Source organism: Xenorhabdus bovienii SS-2004 (assembly GCF_000027225.1).
In the GTDB taxonomy this organism is placed as follows: domain Bacteria; phylum Pseudomonadota; class Gammaproteobacteria; order Enterobacterales; family Enterobacteriaceae; genus Xenorhabdus; species Xenorhabdus bovienii_C.
Genome location: NC_013892.1, coordinates 3,205,223 through 3,222,130, shown reverse-complemented (window position 1 = coordinate 3,222,130; position 16,908 = coordinate 3,205,223). Strand labels below are relative to the sequence as shown.

12 protein-coding genes, 4 tRNA genes and 2 pseudogenes are annotated in these 16,908 nt (G+C 42.8%); 17 read left to right on the top strand and 1 reads right to left on the bottom strand.

Annotated elements, in window-relative coordinates:
- Nucleotides 1-59: 59 nt before the first annotated feature.
- The 4 genes and pseudogenes from proB to XBJ1_RS14005 all read left to right on the top strand — a co-directional run.
- Nucleotides 60-1,163: a glutamate 5-kinase gene (gene proB, locus XBJ1_RS14020; RefSeq protein WP_012989655.1), complete on the top strand. Its 1,104-nt coding sequence runs from the start codon at nt 60-62 to the stop codon at nt 1,161-1,163.
- Between the two features lie 39 nt (nt 1,164-1,202).
- Nucleotides 1,203-2,456 carry a glutamate-5-semialdehyde dehydrogenase gene (gene proA / locus XBJ1_RS14015; protein WP_012989654.1) on the top strand — a complete coding sequence of 418 codons (1,254 nt, stop codon included), beginning with the start codon at nt 1,203-1,205 and terminating at the stop codon, nt 2,454-2,456.
- Between the two features lie 164 nt (nt 2,457-2,620).
- Nucleotides 2,621-3,145 (top strand): shikimate kinase AroL, encoded by a 525-nt coding sequence (gene aroL / locus XBJ1_RS14010; RefSeq protein WP_012989653.1) that lies wholly within the window; start codon nt 2,621-2,623, stop codon nt 3,143-3,145.
- Nucleotides 3,146-3,279: 134 nt separating this feature from the next.
- Nucleotides 3,280-3,897, top strand: a pseudogene (locus XBJ1_RS14005) (1-acyl-sn-glycerol-3-phosphate acyltransferase); the annotation flags it as partial.
- Nucleotides 3,898-3,929: 32 nt separating this feature from the next.
- Here XBJ1_RS14005 and XBJ1_RS20940 read toward each other — a convergent pair.
- A protein-coding gene (locus XBJ1_RS20940) for an IS1 family transposase (RefSeq protein ID WP_143827612.1) occupies nt 3,930-4,624 on the bottom strand; the annotation gives its coding sequence in 2 pieces (ribosomal slippage) (nt 3,930-4,369 and nt 4,369-4,624; 696 coding nt in all).
- 54 nt (nt 4,625-4,678) lie between these two features.
- Between XBJ1_RS20940 and aas the strand changes: the two are divergent.
- The 13 genes and pseudogenes from aas to XBJ1_RS13935 all read left to right on the top strand — a co-directional run.
- Nucleotides 4,679-6,217: pseudogene (aas, locus tag XBJ1_RS13995) on the top strand (bifunctional acyl-ACP--phospholipid O-acyltransferase/long-chain-fatty-acid--ACP ligase); the annotation flags it as partial.
- Between the two features lie 4 nt (nt 6,218-6,221).
- On the top strand, nt 6,222-7,418 hold the full coding sequence (gene lplT / locus XBJ1_RS13990) for a lysophospholipid transporter LplT (protein ID WP_012989650.1): 1,197 nt from the start codon (nt 6,222-6,224) through the stop codon (nt 7,416-7,418).
- 25 nt (nt 7,419-7,443) lie between these two features.
- Nucleotides 7,444-7,947, top strand: coding sequence for a nicotinamide-nucleotide amidase (pncC, locus tag XBJ1_RS13985; protein WP_012989649.1), 504 nt, complete (start codon nt 7,444-7,446; stop codon nt 7,945-7,947).
- 105 nt (nt 7,948-8,052) lie between these two features.
- Nucleotides 8,053-9,129, top strand: coding sequence for a recombinase RecA (gene recA, locus XBJ1_RS13980; protein WP_012989648.1), 1,077 nt, complete (start codon nt 8,053-8,055; stop codon nt 9,127-9,129).
- Between the two features lie 317 nt (nt 9,130-9,446).
- A complete protein-coding gene (alaS, locus tag XBJ1_RS13975) occupies nt 9,447-12,074 on the top strand; it encodes an alanine--tRNA ligase (protein WP_038199197.1) in 2,628 nt (875 codons plus the stop codon).
- Nucleotides 12,075-12,320: 246 nt separating this feature from the next.
- On the top strand, nt 12,321-12,506 hold the full coding sequence (gene csrA, locus XBJ1_RS13970; RefSeq protein ID WP_010845367.1) for a carbon storage regulator CsrA: 186 nt from the start codon (nt 12,321-12,323) through the stop codon (nt 12,504-12,506).
- A 435-nt stretch (nt 12,507-12,941) separates the two neighbouring features.
- Nucleotides 12,942-13,034 (top strand) — tRNA-Ser (locus XBJ1_RS13965).
- Between the two features lie 10 nt (nt 13,035-13,044).
- A tRNA-Arg gene (locus tag XBJ1_RS13960) sits at nt 13,045-13,121 on the top strand.
- 85 nt (nt 13,122-13,206) lie between these two features.
- Nucleotides 13,207-13,283, top strand: a tRNA-Arg gene (locus XBJ1_RS13955).
- A gap of 87 nt (nt 13,284-13,370) precedes the next feature.
- A tRNA-Arg gene (locus XBJ1_RS13950) sits at nt 13,371-13,447 on the top strand.
- Between the two features lie 194 nt (nt 13,448-13,641).
- Nucleotides 13,642-15,201, top strand: a complete 1,560-nt coding sequence (gene gshA, locus XBJ1_RS13945; RefSeq protein ID WP_038199196.1) for a glutamate--cysteine ligase — start codon at nt 13,642-13,644, stop codon at nt 15,199-15,201.
- Between the two features lie 163 nt (nt 15,202-15,364).
- Nucleotides 15,365-15,880: an S-ribosylhomocysteine lyase gene (gene luxS / locus XBJ1_RS13940; RefSeq protein WP_012989645.1), complete on the top strand. Its 516-nt coding sequence runs from the start codon at nt 15,365-15,367 to the stop codon at nt 15,878-15,880.
- A 610-nt stretch (nt 15,881-16,490) separates the two neighbouring features.
- Nucleotides 16,491-16,763: a hypothetical protein gene (locus XBJ1_RS13935; protein ID WP_012989643.1), complete on the top strand. Its 273-nt coding sequence runs from the start codon at nt 16,491-16,493 to the stop codon at nt 16,761-16,763.
- The last annotated feature ends 145 nt before the right edge of the window (nt 16,764-16,908 follow it).

The following is a 16,908-nucleotide window of genomic DNA, read 5'->3' as shown; positions in this document are numbered from 1 at the left end:
TCCTCTCCTGTTAAAACTGAGCATTGTTTTTTCAAACTTACTGTAATGGCAGAAATATGATGAATGGCAGCCAAACATTGGTTGTGAAACTGGGAACGAGTGTACTGACTGGTGGCTCTCGTCGTTTGAATCGTGCTCACATTGTGGAACTGGTTCGGCAATGTGCTCAACAGCATGAAAAAGGCCACCGTATTATCATTGTGACCTCGGGTGCGATTGCAGCAGGACGGGAACATCTGGGATATCCAGATTTGCCTGCTACAATTGCTTCAAAACAATTGTTGGCGGCTGTTGGGCAAAGTCGGTTGATTCAATTGTGGGAACAACTTTTTTCCATTTATGGTATTCATGTTGGGCAAATGTTGCTGACCCGTGCGGATCTGGAAGATCGTGAACGTTTTCTGAATGCAAGGGATACGCTTCAGGCACTACTTGATAATCATATTATCCCCATCATTAATGAGAACGATGCCGTTGCAACAGCAGAGATCAAAGTCGGCGACAACGATAACCTTTCTGCGCTGGCTGCGATTCTGGGCAGTGCAGATAAATTGTTGCTTCTGACTGATATCGAAGGGCTTTATACTGCCGATCCGCGTAATAACCCTGAAGCGAAGCTTATTCCTGAAGTGCATGATATCAGTGATGAGTTAAAAATGATGGCAGGGGATAGCGTTTCAGGTCTGGGTACAGGTGGAATGGCCACGAAACTTCAGGCTGCGGGAATTGCGGGGCGTGCGGGGGTCGATGTCATCATTGCTGCGGGTAATAGACCGGAAGTTGTTGCAGATGTCATTGAAGGCAAATCAGTTGGCACTCGTTTTCATGGTCAGGCCTGCCCGATGGAAAATCGTAAACGCTGGATCTTTGGCGCCCCTCCCGCAGGGGAAATCATCGTTGATCACGGAGCAGAAGCCGCCATCCTTGAAAAAGGCAGTTCTTTACTGCCAAAAGGGATTAAAAACGTCAAAGGTAATTTTTCCCGTGGTGAAGTGATCCGTGTCCGCAGCTTGTCCGGCAAAGAGTTAGCCCGCGGTGTATGTCGTTACAATAGCGATGCCTTACGCCTGATTGCAGGCCATCATTCACAGCAAATCAGCCAGATACTGGGTTATGAGTATGGCGCGGTTGCTGTGCACCGTGATGATATGATCGTAAGTTAGTTAACTGATCGTAATTGATAGTGAGTTAAGGATTCCACCATGCTAGAGCAGATGGGAAAAGCAGCTAAAGCAGCATCATGGCAACTGGCTCAATTGAGTACCAGCCAGAAAAATCAGGCTCTGAGTCATATTGCTGACTTGCTTGAAAAAGAAACAGAAGTGATTCTTGCCGCTAATCAGCAAGATATGGAACAGGCTCGTGAACAAAACATGAGTGAAGCACTGCTTGATCGATTATTGCTGACACCTGGACGATTGAGTGCCATCGCCAATGATGTGCGTCAGGTTTGTCGTCTGGCTGATCCGGTTGGGCAGATTCTAGATGGGCAATCATTGGACAATGGTCTGCAACTTAGTCGTCGCCGTGTTCCTCTGGGCGTTATCGGCGTGATTTATGAAGCTCGTCCAAATGTCACGATTGATGTAGCCTCACTGTGCCTGAAAACCGGAAATGCAGTTATCTTGCGTGGTGGCAAGGAAACTCATCATACCAATCAGGTCATGGTTAAAGTTATTCAGCAGGCGCTGGAGCAAAGTGGTTTACCTGCCACTGCGGTTCAGGCCATCGGTAAACCCGATCGTGAGTTAGTTGCTGAATTGCTGAAAATGAATAGCTATGTTGATATGTTGATCCCGCGTGGCGGGGCTGGTTTGCATAAACTTTGTCGTGAACAATCGACTATTCCAGTTATCACCGGGGGGATTGGTGTCTGCCACACATTCGTAGACGAAAGTGTCGATGTTGAAAAAGCGCTGGATGTGATCACCAATGCAAAAGTTCAGCGCCCAAGTGCCTGTAATTCCTTGGAAACTTTACTGATACATGAACAAATTGCGTCTGATTTTCTGCCAGCATTGAGTGCCAGAATGAAAGAGCAGGGGGTGACACTGCATGCAGGAGTATCTGCGATGGCACTGCTGAAAGAGGGTCCGGCCAAGGTCGTTGAAGTAATAGAAGAAGATTACTGTGATGAATGGCTGTCACTGGATATGAATGTTGAGATTGTCAGTGGTATCGATCAGGCTATTAGTCATATCCGCACATATGGTACTGCTCATTCGGATGCTATCCTGACAGAGAGCTTGCAACAGGCTGATTATTTTGTCAGTCATGTGGATTCATCGGCCGTGTATGTGAATGCAAGTACTCGGTTTACTGATGGCGGCCAGTTTGGTCTGGGGGCAGAAGTTGCTGTCAGTACCCAGAAGTTACACTCCAGAGGCCCGATGGGGCTGGATGCGTTGACGACTTATAAGTGGATTGGCTATGGCGATTATCTATCCCGTCGCTAATATCGAAATTCATTGTTAGATAGCGTTCACTAAGCGATGTTAAGTCACACTTTATCGTAAGTGTGGCTCTTTGCTTGATGAAAAGTATTTTTTATATTGATGTAAATATTTAGTTACTACACTTGTGTTTAAGCTTAACTATATACCTTCAGGAAAACAACGAAATGAAACAGACTCTATTCATCGTAGGCGCACGAGGTGCTGGGAAGACGACAATAGGTAAGTTGTTGGCTGAAGCACTATCGTATACGTTTATTGATACTGATGAAAGTATTCAAGCCTTTTGTGGAATGACTATTGCTGACCTTGTTGAACAATATGGTTGGACACATTTCAGGGAATTAGAAAGTCAAATACTAAAAAATGCCAGTCAGAATAAGTGCGTTATTTCAACGGGAGGCGGAATGATACTGTCGTCTGAAAACCGCCAGTATATGCAACAAAATGGTATTGTGGTTTATTTACAGGCTCCAGCGGAAGTTTTAATCAAACGACTATCGCTCAACCCAGAAAATACACAGCGCCCCAGTCTGACAGGTAAATCGATCACAGAAGAAATCGAAAGCATCTTGACTGAAAGAGAGCAATTATACCGTGAATGTGCAAATTTCATTGTGGATGCCAATTCTTCGACAGAAAATATTTCATCTTTAATTAATGGCTATATTTTAAACCAAAAAATAGGGTGATTTGATATATTCAAATATCTTTGTGCTTATTTTTTATATAGACGTAAAATTTTATATCTCAGACTGCTTATACCAATTATAGTATCATTTTACTAACTCACTTTAATTTTATTTAATTATATTGAGATATGGATATGCTCATAAAATTTATACGATTAGTTGTTCGTGTGCTCTTTAGAGTCACGGTAGAAGGTGATGATAAGCAGTTCAACCATCCCAAATGTATTATTACACCCAATCATATTTCTTTTCTAGATGGTCTTCTGATTGGGCTTTTTCTGCCAGTGAAGCCAGTATTCGCCGTTTATTCTCATCTTGCGACCCCCGCTTTTCTCAGATTGATTAAGCCTTATGCGGATGTTGTCCCCTTAGATCCGAACAATCCTATGGCAGTCAGAACGTTGGTTAAAGAGGTTGATAACGGGCGTCCTATCGTTATTTTTCCAGAAGGACGGATCACGATAACTGGCTCTTTCATGAAGATCTATGATGGTGCTGCTTTTGTCGCGGCTAAATCAGGCGCAAAAGTGGTCCCAATCCGTATTGATGGCGCAGAGCAAAGTATTTTTGGGCGCCTGAAAGAGATTATGAAACTGCATTGGTTTCCGAAAATTACCATCAAGGTTTTGCCTGCGGTCGATTTCCCTATGCCGGATGCACCAGATTCTTCAACTCGTCGTCGTTTGGCGGGGGAACATCTTCATACCATCATGATGGATGTGAGGATGCAGACCCGTCCAAAAGAGACGTTATTTGGTCATGTATTAAATGATTAGATTAGGTATTAAAAATAATGTTCACGTTCAATAAAGGTTCCTATCACTTTATCGTGCATTTCTTCCGATTTTGAATACCCAATGGTTTTTCTATTCAGCCTTTTGATTCGGGTACGATGCGTTAAATTCGTTCTCTCTATACGCTGAGTAAACGCCTTTCCAGTCAAGTGCTCTTCCTCGGGAAGTGGGTCATAAACAACATAGTCATCCGTGCAGTAAAACCGAATAGTAAAGGAAGATAAGAGGGTAAGCAGCTTGTCTAACGTTTTTCGACTGCGATCGCCAAAAACATGAGCCACTATTCGCTTCAGGCGGGGTTCCCAAGCATACCAAAGCCAGCGTTGGTTTTTCTTATTGCCGACAAACGACCATTGCTCGTCGATTTCACAGACAATCTGGATGCCACATTCCGCAAGGGGAAGTGTCGTTACGTTTCGGGGTCTGAGGTTTTTAATGTTTTCATGACGGTGGCGGTGGCGACTTTCAGGATCCGAGCGGTGTCACGAATTCCCCCGTTATTCATCGCGATATCGACAATCTGTTCTTTAACGCCGGGTTTGCAGGCCTGATAGGTATACGCCAACTGAAAGACCTTACAGCAGCTATAACAGCGATAACGAGGATGTCCGCCATTTCCTTTCCCATGTCCTTTGACCTGTTCTGATTTGTGGCAATAACGGCAATAGACATCAACTTTGGCCATACTTCATCCTTAAAAAGCCGGAAGCATATCACAGCAACTAACCATTTAATACATGACCCGTTATTTAGCGCTTACCTTGCTGCACAAAAACGTTTTGGCCGTTTTAAACCCTGTATTGAAGACGTAACTTTTAAGGAAGATAGTTATCACGCATTGCTGAAAAAAATACTGGGCGTCAGCCGGATTTTAGAACAGTTTACTCAAAAAAATGAACGGGTTGGACTTTTATTACCTAATGCTACAGTGATGGCCGCTGCCATATATGGTGCTTCGCTGAAAGAACGAGTGCCTGCTTTGCTGAACTACACTGCGGGAACGAGTGGTATTAAAAATGCCATGAAAGCAGCGACAATCAAAACCATCGTGACATCTCGTCAATTTTTGCAAAAAGGGCAATTAACCCACCTGCCAGAACAGGTGACGGAAGCCAATTGGGTATATCTTGAAGATCTGAAAGATACGATTACGCGGGAAGATAAGCTTTGGATATTATGGCACCTGATTTTTCCTGCTAAGGCCATTACGCCTTCCCAGAAGCCTGATGATGATGCTCTGATCCTGTTTACCTCTGGCTCTGAAGGTGCACCGAAAGGTGTTGTGCACAGTCATGCCAGCTTATTGGCGAATGTTGAGCAAATTAAAACGATTGCTGATTTTACTCCTCAGGATCGTTTTATGTCCTCTTTACCGCTGTTTCATGCTTTTGGGCTGACAGTTGGTTTATTTACCCCGTTGATGACAGGTAGCCGCGTATTCCTCTATCCAAGCCCATTGCACTATCGTGTCGTGCCTGAACTGGTCTATGATCGTAATTGTACCGTTTTGTTTGGGACTTCAACGTTCTTGGGTAATTATGCCCGTTTTGCCCATCCTTATGATTTTGCCCGCTTGCGCTATGTGGTTGCTGGGGCAGAAAAACTGTCAGAAAACACTAAACGTGTTTGGCTAGATAAATTCGGCATTCGCATTCTGGAAGGCTACGGTGTGACAGAGTGTGCTCCTGTTGTGGCAATTAATGTACCCATGGCAGCTAAAATGGGAACTGTCGGACGGATCTTACCGGGAATGGAAGCTCGCCTTCTTCCTGTACAGGGTATTGAGGGCGGCGGTCGTTTACAATTGCGTGGGCCGAATGTCATGAAAGGATATCTGCGTGTTGAGGCACCTGAACATCTGGAACTACCAACCGCAGAAGATGCCGAAGGCAATACTCAGATCGGCTGGTATGATACAGGTGATATTGTTTCTATTGATGACAGAGGTTTTTGTACAATCAAAGGGCGAGTGAAGCGTTTTGCAAAATTGGCAGGCGAAATGGTTTCTCTCGAAGCCGTAGAACAAATTGCATCGCGAGTCTCTCCTGACGCATTGCATGCAGCTACAGCTAAGAGTGATCTTAGCAAAGGTGAAGCGCTGGTACTCTTTACAACCGATGCTAATTTGAATAGAAATGCGATGTCGGGGGTTGCCCGAGAAATGGGAATGCCTGAACTGGCGGTTCCACGCGATATTCGTTATGTGAAGCAGTTACCATTGCTTGGCAGTGGAAAACCGGATTTTGTCACATTAAGAAAAATGGCAGAACAGGAGTAAGGAAATGAATGGAACTGTAGACACACAACCACTGTTAAATAAGGGAATGAAAGCAGTATTACTGTCTCAATTTCTCACTGCTTTTGCTGACAATGCGCTGTTCTTTGCCATTTTAGCTCAATTGAAGGCTGAAGCTTACCCTGGATGGAGTCTGCCAGCCCTGCAGATTGTTTTCGTGCTGACCTATATTGTGCTTGCCCCTTTCGTAGGACAAATTGCTGATCGGTTTTCGAAAGGCTGGGTTATGCTTTTCGCCAATGGCATCAAATTACTTGGTGCCATCAGTATCTGTATCGATATGAATCCTTTCCTCGGATACACCCTTGTGGGGATTGGCGCCGCTGCCTATTCCCCCGCTAAATACGGAATATTGGGTGAATTAACCGATGGTGGTCGTCTGGTCAAAGCCAATGGTGTGATGGAAGCTTCGACAATTGCAGCCATTTTGATTGGTTCTGTGGCTGGCGGTTTCCTGTCTGATATCAGTTTGGCACTGGCATTAGGTCTTTGTGCTTTGATGTATGGTGCGGCTGTAGTAGCTAATTTCTATATCCCCCGGCTTGCTGCTGCGCGCCAGGGTAAGGGATGGAATCCCAAAAAAATGCTGGTGGATTTTATGGTTGTCTGTTCTGCGCTTTGGCGTAATCAGGAAACGCGATTTTCGCTAGTAGGAACCAGTCTGTTCTGGGGTGCCGGGGTAACTCTGCGCTTCCTGTTAGTAGCGTGGGTTCCCGTCGTGTTGGGGATAGAGGGTAATACGACACCTACGCTGATGAACGCAATGGTTGCCGTTGGCATTATTGTGGGAGCCGGGTTGGCTGCACGGTTTATCACCTTGAAAACAGTTCGCCGTTGTATGCCCGCAGGTATTCTGATCGGCATTATGGTGATTGTTTTTGCTGTTCAGCAATCAATGTGGTCTTCCTATTTGCTCCTAACTGTCCTTGGTGTATTTGGCGGCTTCTTTGTCGTTCCATTGAATGCCTTATTGCAGGAGCATGGAAAACATGAGATGGGCGCAGGTAATGCTGTCGCTGTGCAGAATTTTGGTGAAAACAGCGCGATGCTGGTGATGTTGGGTCTGTATCTAATTTCCATCATGCTGGGCGCATCGGTCGTTACCGTCGGTATTGGTTTTGGTATCTTGTTCTCACTGACAATTGGGGGAGTATGGATTTGGGATCTGCTTCGGAAAAATTAATTTCTTATAGAATTGAAGGCTTGTTATGGATGAAAAAATCCTGAATCAGCTTAGTATTGAAATTGGAAAGAAGCTCCAGCGGAAGAAATTATCCTTAACCTGTGCAGAATCCTGCACAGGGGGCTGGATTGCTAAAGTGATCACAGATATTGCGGGAAGTTCGGCCTATTTTAACCGTGGTTTCGTGACCTATGGCAATGATTCTAAAAATGAAATGCTGGGTGTATCACAGGCATCTCTGATGCAGTTTGGTGCGGTGAGTGAACAGGTCGTTAAAGAAATGGCAGTAGGGGCATTAAAAGCGGCCAGAGCAGATTTTGCTGTTTCTGTCAGTGGCATCGCAGGTCCGGGTGGTGGTAGTGAAGAAAAACCGACGGGAACGGTCTGTTTTGGGTTTGCCTACCGTAATCGTGAGGATGTACATACCGTGACATATCGCCAGCATTTTACGGGTGAGCGCAATGCAGTACGGCTTCAGGCCGTTATTTTTTCTTTAAAAACACTGCTGGAAGAAATCATAAAAAATTAGCTTGATGCTGTATGATTATACAGTATAATTAATTCCAGCACTTTGGTATCAGAAACGGTTTATCAGCAGTGGGGCAGCCCCTTCATTGCTTACGAAGGAGTAAACATGGCTAACGATGAAAACAAACAAAAAGCACTAGCAGCGGCGCTGGGTCAAATTGAAAAACAATTTGGTAAAGGTTCTATCATGCGTCTGGGCGAAAACCGCTCAATGGATGTTGAAACTATCTCTACTGGCTCCCTCTCACTGGATATAGCTTTAGGTGCGGGTGGTTTGCCAATGGGTCGTATTGTTGAAATATACGGGCCTGAATCTTCCGGTAAAACAACATTGACACTGCAAGTTATTGCTTCTGCCCAGCGTGAAGGCAAAACCTGTGCTTTTATTGATGCCGAACATGCCCTTGATCCGGTTTATGCCAAAAAGTTGGGCGTAGATATTGATAATCTGCTGTGCTCCCAGCCTGATACCGGTGAACAGGCACTGGAAATCTGTGATGCCTTGTCACGCTCTGGGGCAGTTGACGTCATCGTTGTTGACTCCGTTGCTGCATTAACCCCGAAAGCGGAAATCGAAGGTGAGATCGGCGATTCCCATATGGGATTGGCTGCTCGTATGATGAGTCAGGCAATGCGTAAGTTGGCAGGTAACCTGAAAAACTCGAATACTCTGCTAATCTTTATCAACCAGATCCGTATGAAAATTGGCGTGATGTTTGGTAACCCAGAAACCACAACGGGTGGTAACGCACTGAAATTCTATGCATCTGTCCGTTTGGATATCCGCCGCACTGGTTCCGTAAAAAATGGCGATGAAGTTGTTGGCAGTGAGACTCGTGTGAAAGTAGTCAAGAACAAAATTGCGGCACCATTCAAACAAGCTGAATTCCAGATTTTGTATGGTGAAGGCATTAACACCTTTGGCGAATTGGTCGACTTGGGCGTTAAACACAAAATGGTCGAAAAAGCAGGTGCATGGTACAGCTATAACGGGGATAAGATCGGGCAGGGTAAAGCTAATGCTACTATTTACCTGAAAGAGCACCCAGAAATCTCTGCTGAGCTGGATAAAAAACTGCGTGAATTACTGTTAAATAATGCAGGTGGATTCAATAGTGCAGTCTCTGATTATGAAGCTGATTATGAAGACAACGGTGAAGAAGTGAAAAATGAAGAGTTTTAATCACTCTTTTACTCTGTCGTGACAAACTGCCTTTTGAAGAACCACATCCTGTCGGGATGTGGTTTTTGTTTTTATAGGAGTAATCAACATCATTGATATAGGGATACTGAAACTGGCTTGACAAACAGACTTTCAGAAAATATCCAGACGAATTACAATGCTGAAAAGCGGATGAATTTATATGGGATTTTACTTCTTATGGAAGACATTCTATCTTAACCCTATTTTAATTTATTCGTGAGTTGAAATGGTGGATACGCTATATACCACTTCAACCATACATGAATCTGTTTTTTCAGCTTGATTTCGGGACAATTATGAGCAAAAGCACCGCTGAGATCCGTCAGGCGTTTCTTGACTTTTTTCACACTAAAGGGCACCAGATAGTACCAAGTAGTTCACTGGTGCCAAATAATGATCCAACCTTGTTGTTCACTAACGCAGGAATGAATCAGTTTAAAGATGTTTTTCTTGGGTTGGATAAAAGGCCTTATTCTCGAGCAACAACGGCTCAGCGTTGTGTTCGTGCTGGCGGTAAGCATAACGATTTAGAAAATGTTGGTTATACAGCCCGTCACCATACTTTCTTCGAAATGTTGGGTAATTTCAGTTTTGGCGATTATTTTAAACAAGATGCGATTAAATACGCATGGGAACTGCTGACAGGCAAAGAGTGGTTCAATCTGCCAAAAGAAAAACTGTGGGTTACTGTCTATGAGACAGACGATGAAGCCTATGATATCTGGCACAAAGAAGTTGGTATTCCAGCAGAAAGAATTATTCGAATCGGTGATAACAAAGGCGCTCCTTATGCATCAGATAACTTCTGGCAAATGGGAGATACCGGTCCTTGTGGTCCTTGTACAGAAATTTTTTATGACCACGGTGAGCATATTTGGGGTGGGCCTCCAGGCAGCCCAGAAGAAGACGGTGACAGGTATATTGAAATCTGGAACATCGTTTTTATGCAGTTTAATCGCCACGTGGATGGCACAATGGAGCCATTACCAAAACCTTCCGTTGATACCGGAATGGGTTTGGAACGTCTCACCGCAGTGTTACAGCACGTCAATTCCAACTACGATATCGACTTATTCTGCGATCTAATTGCTTCTGTGGCAGAAGTGACTGGCGCAACCGATCTTACCAACAAATCTCTGCGTGTTATTGCAGACCATATCCGCTCATGTGCCTTCTTGGTTTGTGATGGGGTTGTCCCGTCGAATGAGAACCGTGGTTATGTGTTGCGCCGTATCATTCGTCGTGCAGTTCGCCATGGCAACATGCTGGGTGCAAAAGAAACCTTCTTCTATAAACTGGTTGCTCCACTGATCAAAATCATGGGCTCGGCAGGCGATGAGCTAAAACGTCAGCAGTCATTGGTTGAACAGGTATTGAAAACTGAGGAAGAGCAATTTGCCCGTACGCTGGAACGCGGTCTGCAATTGCTGGATGAAGAACTGGAAAAATTGTCTGGGGATACCCTTGATGGCGAAACTGCTTTTCGCCTCTATGATACCTATGGTTTCCCAGTTGATCTGACGGCGGATGTTTGCCGTGAGCGTAATATCAAAGTTGATGAAGTCGGTTTTGATGTTGCGATGGAAAACCAACGTCGCCGAGCACGTGAATCCAGTGGTTTTGGCACAGATTATAACGAACAGATCAAAGTTGACGGTCGCAGTGATTTTTCTGGTTACGAACATAACTCACAGCAAGCGACGGTGATGGCGATTTTCCGTCATGGTGAAGCGATTGATCAGATTCATGCAGGTGAAGAAGCGATCGTTATACTTGATAAGACAGCGTTCTATGCTGAGTCTGGTGGACAGGTTGGTGATACAGGTAATCTGTCCAATGGTAACGGGATATTTGAGGTTACTGATACACAAAAATACGGTCAGGCAATTGGTCACATTGGTAAATTGATAAATGGCACTTTGAACGTTAATAATACAATTAATGCTGAGATTAATAGGGTACGCCGAGATTCGATTCGTTTGAATCACTCCGCAACTCATTTGCTACATGCGGCATTACGTCAGATTCTGGGGGAACATGTTTCTCAGAAGGGTTCTTTAGTAAATGATAAATATCTGCGTTTTGACTTCTCTCATTTTGAAGCAATGAAGTTAGAACAGATCCGTCAGGTAGAAAATCTGGTGAATGAAGAAATCCGCAAAAATTTATCAATTGTTACAGAATTAATGGAATTGGAAGAAGCAAAAACCAAAGGTGCCATGGCACTGTTTGGTGAGAAGTATGATGAACAGGTACGTGTATTGAGCATGGGAGATTTTTCTACTGAGTTATGTGGTGGAACTCATGCTAGCCGTACTGGTGATATTGGGTTATTTCGTATTTCCAGTGAATCAGGTACAGCTGCAGGGATTCGTCGTATAGAAGCTATCACGGGGCAAACTGCACTGAATTCTGTTTATCAGCAGACGGATTTACTGCAAGATATTGCTCATCTTGTGAAAAGCGATATAAGTAGCCTGAATGAGAAAGTGAAAACGACACTGGATAGAACAAAACAGTTGGAAAAAGAGTTGCAACACTTGAAGTCTCAGCAAGCAGCTCAGGAAAGCTCCTCTTTGGCGAATCAAACTAAAGAGATTCAGGGAGTTCGCCTACTGGTAACACAATTGGGTGATACTGAACCAAAAATGCTCAGAACGATGGTTGATGAACTGAAAAACCAACTGGGATCAGCAATTATTGTGCTTTCTACTGTGACTGGTGATAAAGTCACCCTAATTGTTGGTATAACGAAGGATTTGACTGCTAGAATAAAAGCAGGCGATTTAATCTCTTTTGTTGCCCAGCAAGTTGGAGGTAAAGGAGGAGGACGTCCTGATCTGGCACAGGCTGGCGGAACTGATGTAGCAGCTCTTCCTTCCGCATTAGCTAGTGTAGAAGAGTGGGTAACATTGCGGTTATAGTTGGTATTGCCGTGACAGCCACGGCACCATGAAAGTGTTTTTTATGGTGCCGGATGTTTTTTTGTTGTGAAATTGTTGAAATGTTGGGCGCATACTTATATTTTAGCTATCCTATAGATATAGGAATGTGTTCAAAACTGCTTATACTTTAAGTAGATATCATTGCTTTACGTTTTCACGGTGTTTGATGGATAATAGCGGGGAAACCTAGAGACCCGACTCTTTTAAATTTTCAAGGAGCAAAGAATGCTTATTCTGACTCGTCGAGTTGGTGAAACGCTCATGATAGGCGATGAGGTAACAGTCACAGTACTGGGAGTTAAAGGCAACCAAGTTCGCATTGGTGTGAATGCGCCCAAGGAAGTTTCTGTTCACCGTGAAGAAATTTATCAACGGATTCAGGCAGAGAAATCTCAGCCTACAACTTTTTAATTCAAGAATGGCGTCCACTCTTTTTTAAGACTTGGGCGCTACTTTGCTTCCCCTCTCTCCAAATTGAAGTGATTCACGCTTCGTTACTACCTTATTTTTATTCTCTCACGTCTTTTTATTTCCTATCTGTTGAAAAAGCATCGTTCATGAGGTTATAGCGGTGAATAATCATTTTCATAAATTTTAACGAGACTTAAGGAATTATGCTGTTGATAAAATAGCCTCTTAGCCGTTAAACTAAACATTCTGCATGCTAAGCATCCAAACGGAAAAAAAGTTGCGAAAAATTGTTTGACTTATCAGGCAGGGAAAGTAATATGTGCGCCATCGCAGCGACGAAGAGTTTGAAGAAAAGCTTCTGAGTAAGTTTCAGAAGTAAAGGTTCTGAAAAATTCACGAAGTGAAAACTTCAAGGTCGCAAGTTTTAAAGCGAATGGTGAGGTGGCCGAGAGGCTGAAGGCGCTCCCCTGCTAAGGGAGTATGTGGTTAAGAGCTGCATCGAGGGTTCGAATCCCTCCCTCACCGCCATTTTAAGAATGCATCCATAGCTCAGCTGGATAGAGTACTCGGCTACGAACCGAGCGGTCGGAGGTTCGAATCCTCCTGGATGCACCATTTTAATCACCGTAATTTTTAGGTGTCCCAATTCTGGAAAATCAGGCAATCAGCAGCGCCTGAACAGAAATAGAAAACTGACAACGCATCCATAGCTCAGCTGGATAGAGTACTCGGCTACGAACCGAGCGGTCGGAGGTTCGAATCCTCCTGGATGCACCATATTCAATACCATGATTTCATTATGGTATTTAGAATCTGGGAATAAGGTAGTTAATAGCGCCTGACCAGAAATAGAAAACTGATAACGCATCCATAGCTCAGCTGGATAGAGTACTCGGCTACGAACCGAGCGGTCGGAGGTTCGAATCCTCCTGGATGCACCATATTAGCCCCTACCTTGATAAGGTGGGGGCTTTTTCGCTTATCACCTTTCATATATTACATTTCTCTTATCATCCGAACTCATATTTTATTCAATCGTATATCATCAGGATTATGTAATCAGCGACAATCTGGCTTGTTTGATATAAAGTAAATGCTTAGTAATAATCTTTTTAAAACTCCACGGGAGGTCAAATTGATCCCGGACGTATCAAAAGCATTGTCATGGCTAGAGGCAAATCCTACTGTATTGAACGGTATTTGTCGCGGTATTGAGCGTGAAACATTGCGTGTTACTCCAGACGGCCATTTAGCTATGACAGGGCATCCAGAACCACTTGGTGCTTCTTTAACGCATAAATGGATTACAACTGATTTTGCTGAATCTCTATTGGAGTTTATTACCCCCGTTGATAGTGACATAGAAAGAACGGTCGCTTTCCTTAAAGATTTACATCGTTACACTGCCCAGAACTTGGGCAATGAAAAAATGTGGCCTTTGAGTATGCCATGCTTTATTGACAAAGAGGAAAACATCACTCTGGCACAATATGGCACGTCCAATGTGGGGCGGTTTAAGACCTTATACCGTGAGGGATTGAAAAGCCGTTACGGTGCATTGATGCAGACCATTTCTGGCGTACATTATAACTTCTCGTTGCCAATAAGTTTCTGGCAGGCATGGTTAGGCATCAAAGATGCAGAAAGTGGGAAAGAACAGATTTCAGACGGATATTTTCGTCTGATCCGTAATTATTATCGTTTTGGATGGGTGATCCCTTATTTATTTGGTGCATCACCCGCGATTTGTTCTTCGTTCTTACGTGGGCGAGAGACAACACTCCCTTTTGAGGAAACTGAAAAAGGGACTTGTTACCTGCCTTATGCAACCTCGTTGAGAATGAGTGACTTGGGGTATACCAACAAATCACAAAGTGATCTGAATATTACCTTTAATAATCTCCATTCGTATGTAGAAGGTCTTAAAAAAGCCATTCATAAACCATCTATAGAGTTTGCGGCTTTGGGAAGCAAAAAAGATGGTAAACACCTGCAGCTTAACACTAATGTTCTTCAAATTGAGAATGAACTGTATGCACCGATTCGTCCCAAACGAGTCACTCAAGAGAGCGAATCGCCCTCTGATGCTTTGCTGCGTGGCGGTGTAGAGTATATCGAAGTTCGTTCTCTGGATATTAATCCTTTCACGGCGATTGGCGTCAATGAAATTCAGATCCGCTTTCTTGATCTATTTTTGATATGGTGTGCTTTGGCTGATGCTCCTGAAATGAGTAGCAAGGAACTTGACTGTTGTCGTCAAAACTGGAATAAGGTCATTTTGGAAGGGCGTAAACCAGGGTTGAATATTGGCATTGGTTATGGTATAGAGCAGCAGCCACTTAAAACAGTTGGTCAAGAATTATTCAAGGATTTAGAGCGTGTAGCTGAAGTCTTGGATACCTGTTCTGGAACACAATATCAATCAGCTTGCAAAGAGTTGGTTGGTATGTTTGAAAATCCATCATTGACATTTTCAGCCCGTGTACTGGGCAATATGAAAGCTCAAGGGATTGTTGGTTTTGGATTGGAATTGGCAACCAAGTATCATCGTGAATTGCTTGAAGAACCGTATTCAATCCTGAGTGAAGAATGTTTTTCTGTTGAGCGTCATGCTTCGATAGAACGGCAAAAGAGCTTAGAGCAGCAAGACAGCATGGATTTTGAAGATTACCTAAAACTACATGCTGGGTATTAAAAAAGAAAATGGCCACCAGTGGTGGCCGAAATAAAATCTCTTAGAAAATAGGGATGATAACAATTTTGCGCGTCTTCATATCTTATGACCAGCCGCAAATGAAAAGGTTTCATCTATCTGAAAAAAATTTCGTAAAAAATCTGATACCTCAGGAGGTAGTATTATGCCTTTATTAGATAGTTTTACAGTTGACCATACTCGTATGGAGGCACCTGCTGTTAGAGTTGCCAAAACGATGAAAACACCTCATGGTGATACCATCACAGTATTTGATTTACGTTTTTGTGTTCCGAACAAAGAAGTGATGCCAGAAAAAGGGATTCATACCCTGGAACATTTGTTTGCGGGCTTTATGCGTAACCATTTGAATGGTGATGGTGTTGAAATTATCGATATCTCTCCAATGGGATGCCGCACTGGTTTTTATATGAGCTTGATTGGTGAACCAGCTGAACTGAGGGTAGCCGAGTCTTGGAAAGCAGCTATGGCTGATGTACTGAAGGTTAAAGATCAGAATCAGATCCCAGAATTGAACATTTATCAATGTGGTACTTATGAGATGCATTCTTTGCAAGAAGCGCAGGACATAGCTCGCCATATTCTTGATGCAGATGTTCGAGTCAACCTCAATGATGAGCTAGCGCTACCTGAAGATAAATTAGTTGAACTTCAAGTGTAGTATGGTTAGAGGGTGTGTAATTTGTTGAAAAGATATGTCTGATGTCTACACACGTTCTTTTTAGCCGTAAAAGTCTTGTTAAAAACGGCTAAACCTATCTTATATTGACGGGGTTGGCTTATTTTTTGCTAACCCTGTATTAAATTCATTTTTTATTCATGAATAAATAATTGGAAGAATGATATTTCATTATTGAAATAATAACATATGTATAGATATATGTCCGAAAATTTAGATTTTTAATATAGGCGGATTCATATAATAATTGAGAGTATGGAGCTAATTTTGAATGCAGAGGTAGAAAATGAATCTTATATTATGGAGTGAGGGGATGGTTAGCTAGATAACGATGTGACAGATGCTGTTAGCACATATTCGGTAGGTAGTGACGTTTGTTGCTTAACACAAGCGATTAGTGCAAATGATAACAAAATTCAATGAATAACTCTTATTAGGAAAAAATAAGAAAACTGAATTCTTGTTTAGGATACGTTTATTATTTTTTTTAAAAAACATGTCAAATTATCTATGAAAATATAATTGATCTCGTGTCATGTTAGTTTTCAAGTAAGGTAAATACATTAAATTTAATTGTATTTGAGAGGGAGTTATGAAATTAAAGTACCTTAGTTCAGGAATAATTATAACTGCTTTAATATTAACTCCAGCAATATCAGCGGCAAACGAAGTTGAATCTAGATATAAACAACCTATAAAAACATTATCAATACAGCAAGAAAATACAACATTACCTTATATACTCACCACTGGTGACGCTAATGGAAGTAACTGTGGTAATGGCAATAACTCTTCTGGGAAAGGAGGGAATGGTGGCAAAAATGGAAATGGAGGTGGTAAAGGTGGTGGTAAGGGTAAAGCATAAATAAACAACAACGTAACTTATTAGTCAATTTGATACGTTACGTTAATTTGGTTTTTATAAATAAATTTTATATTACGGAGATAAATAAAAATGAAACTAAGCACAATTATCATAATGACATCTATATTAAGTTTTCCTTTTTCAT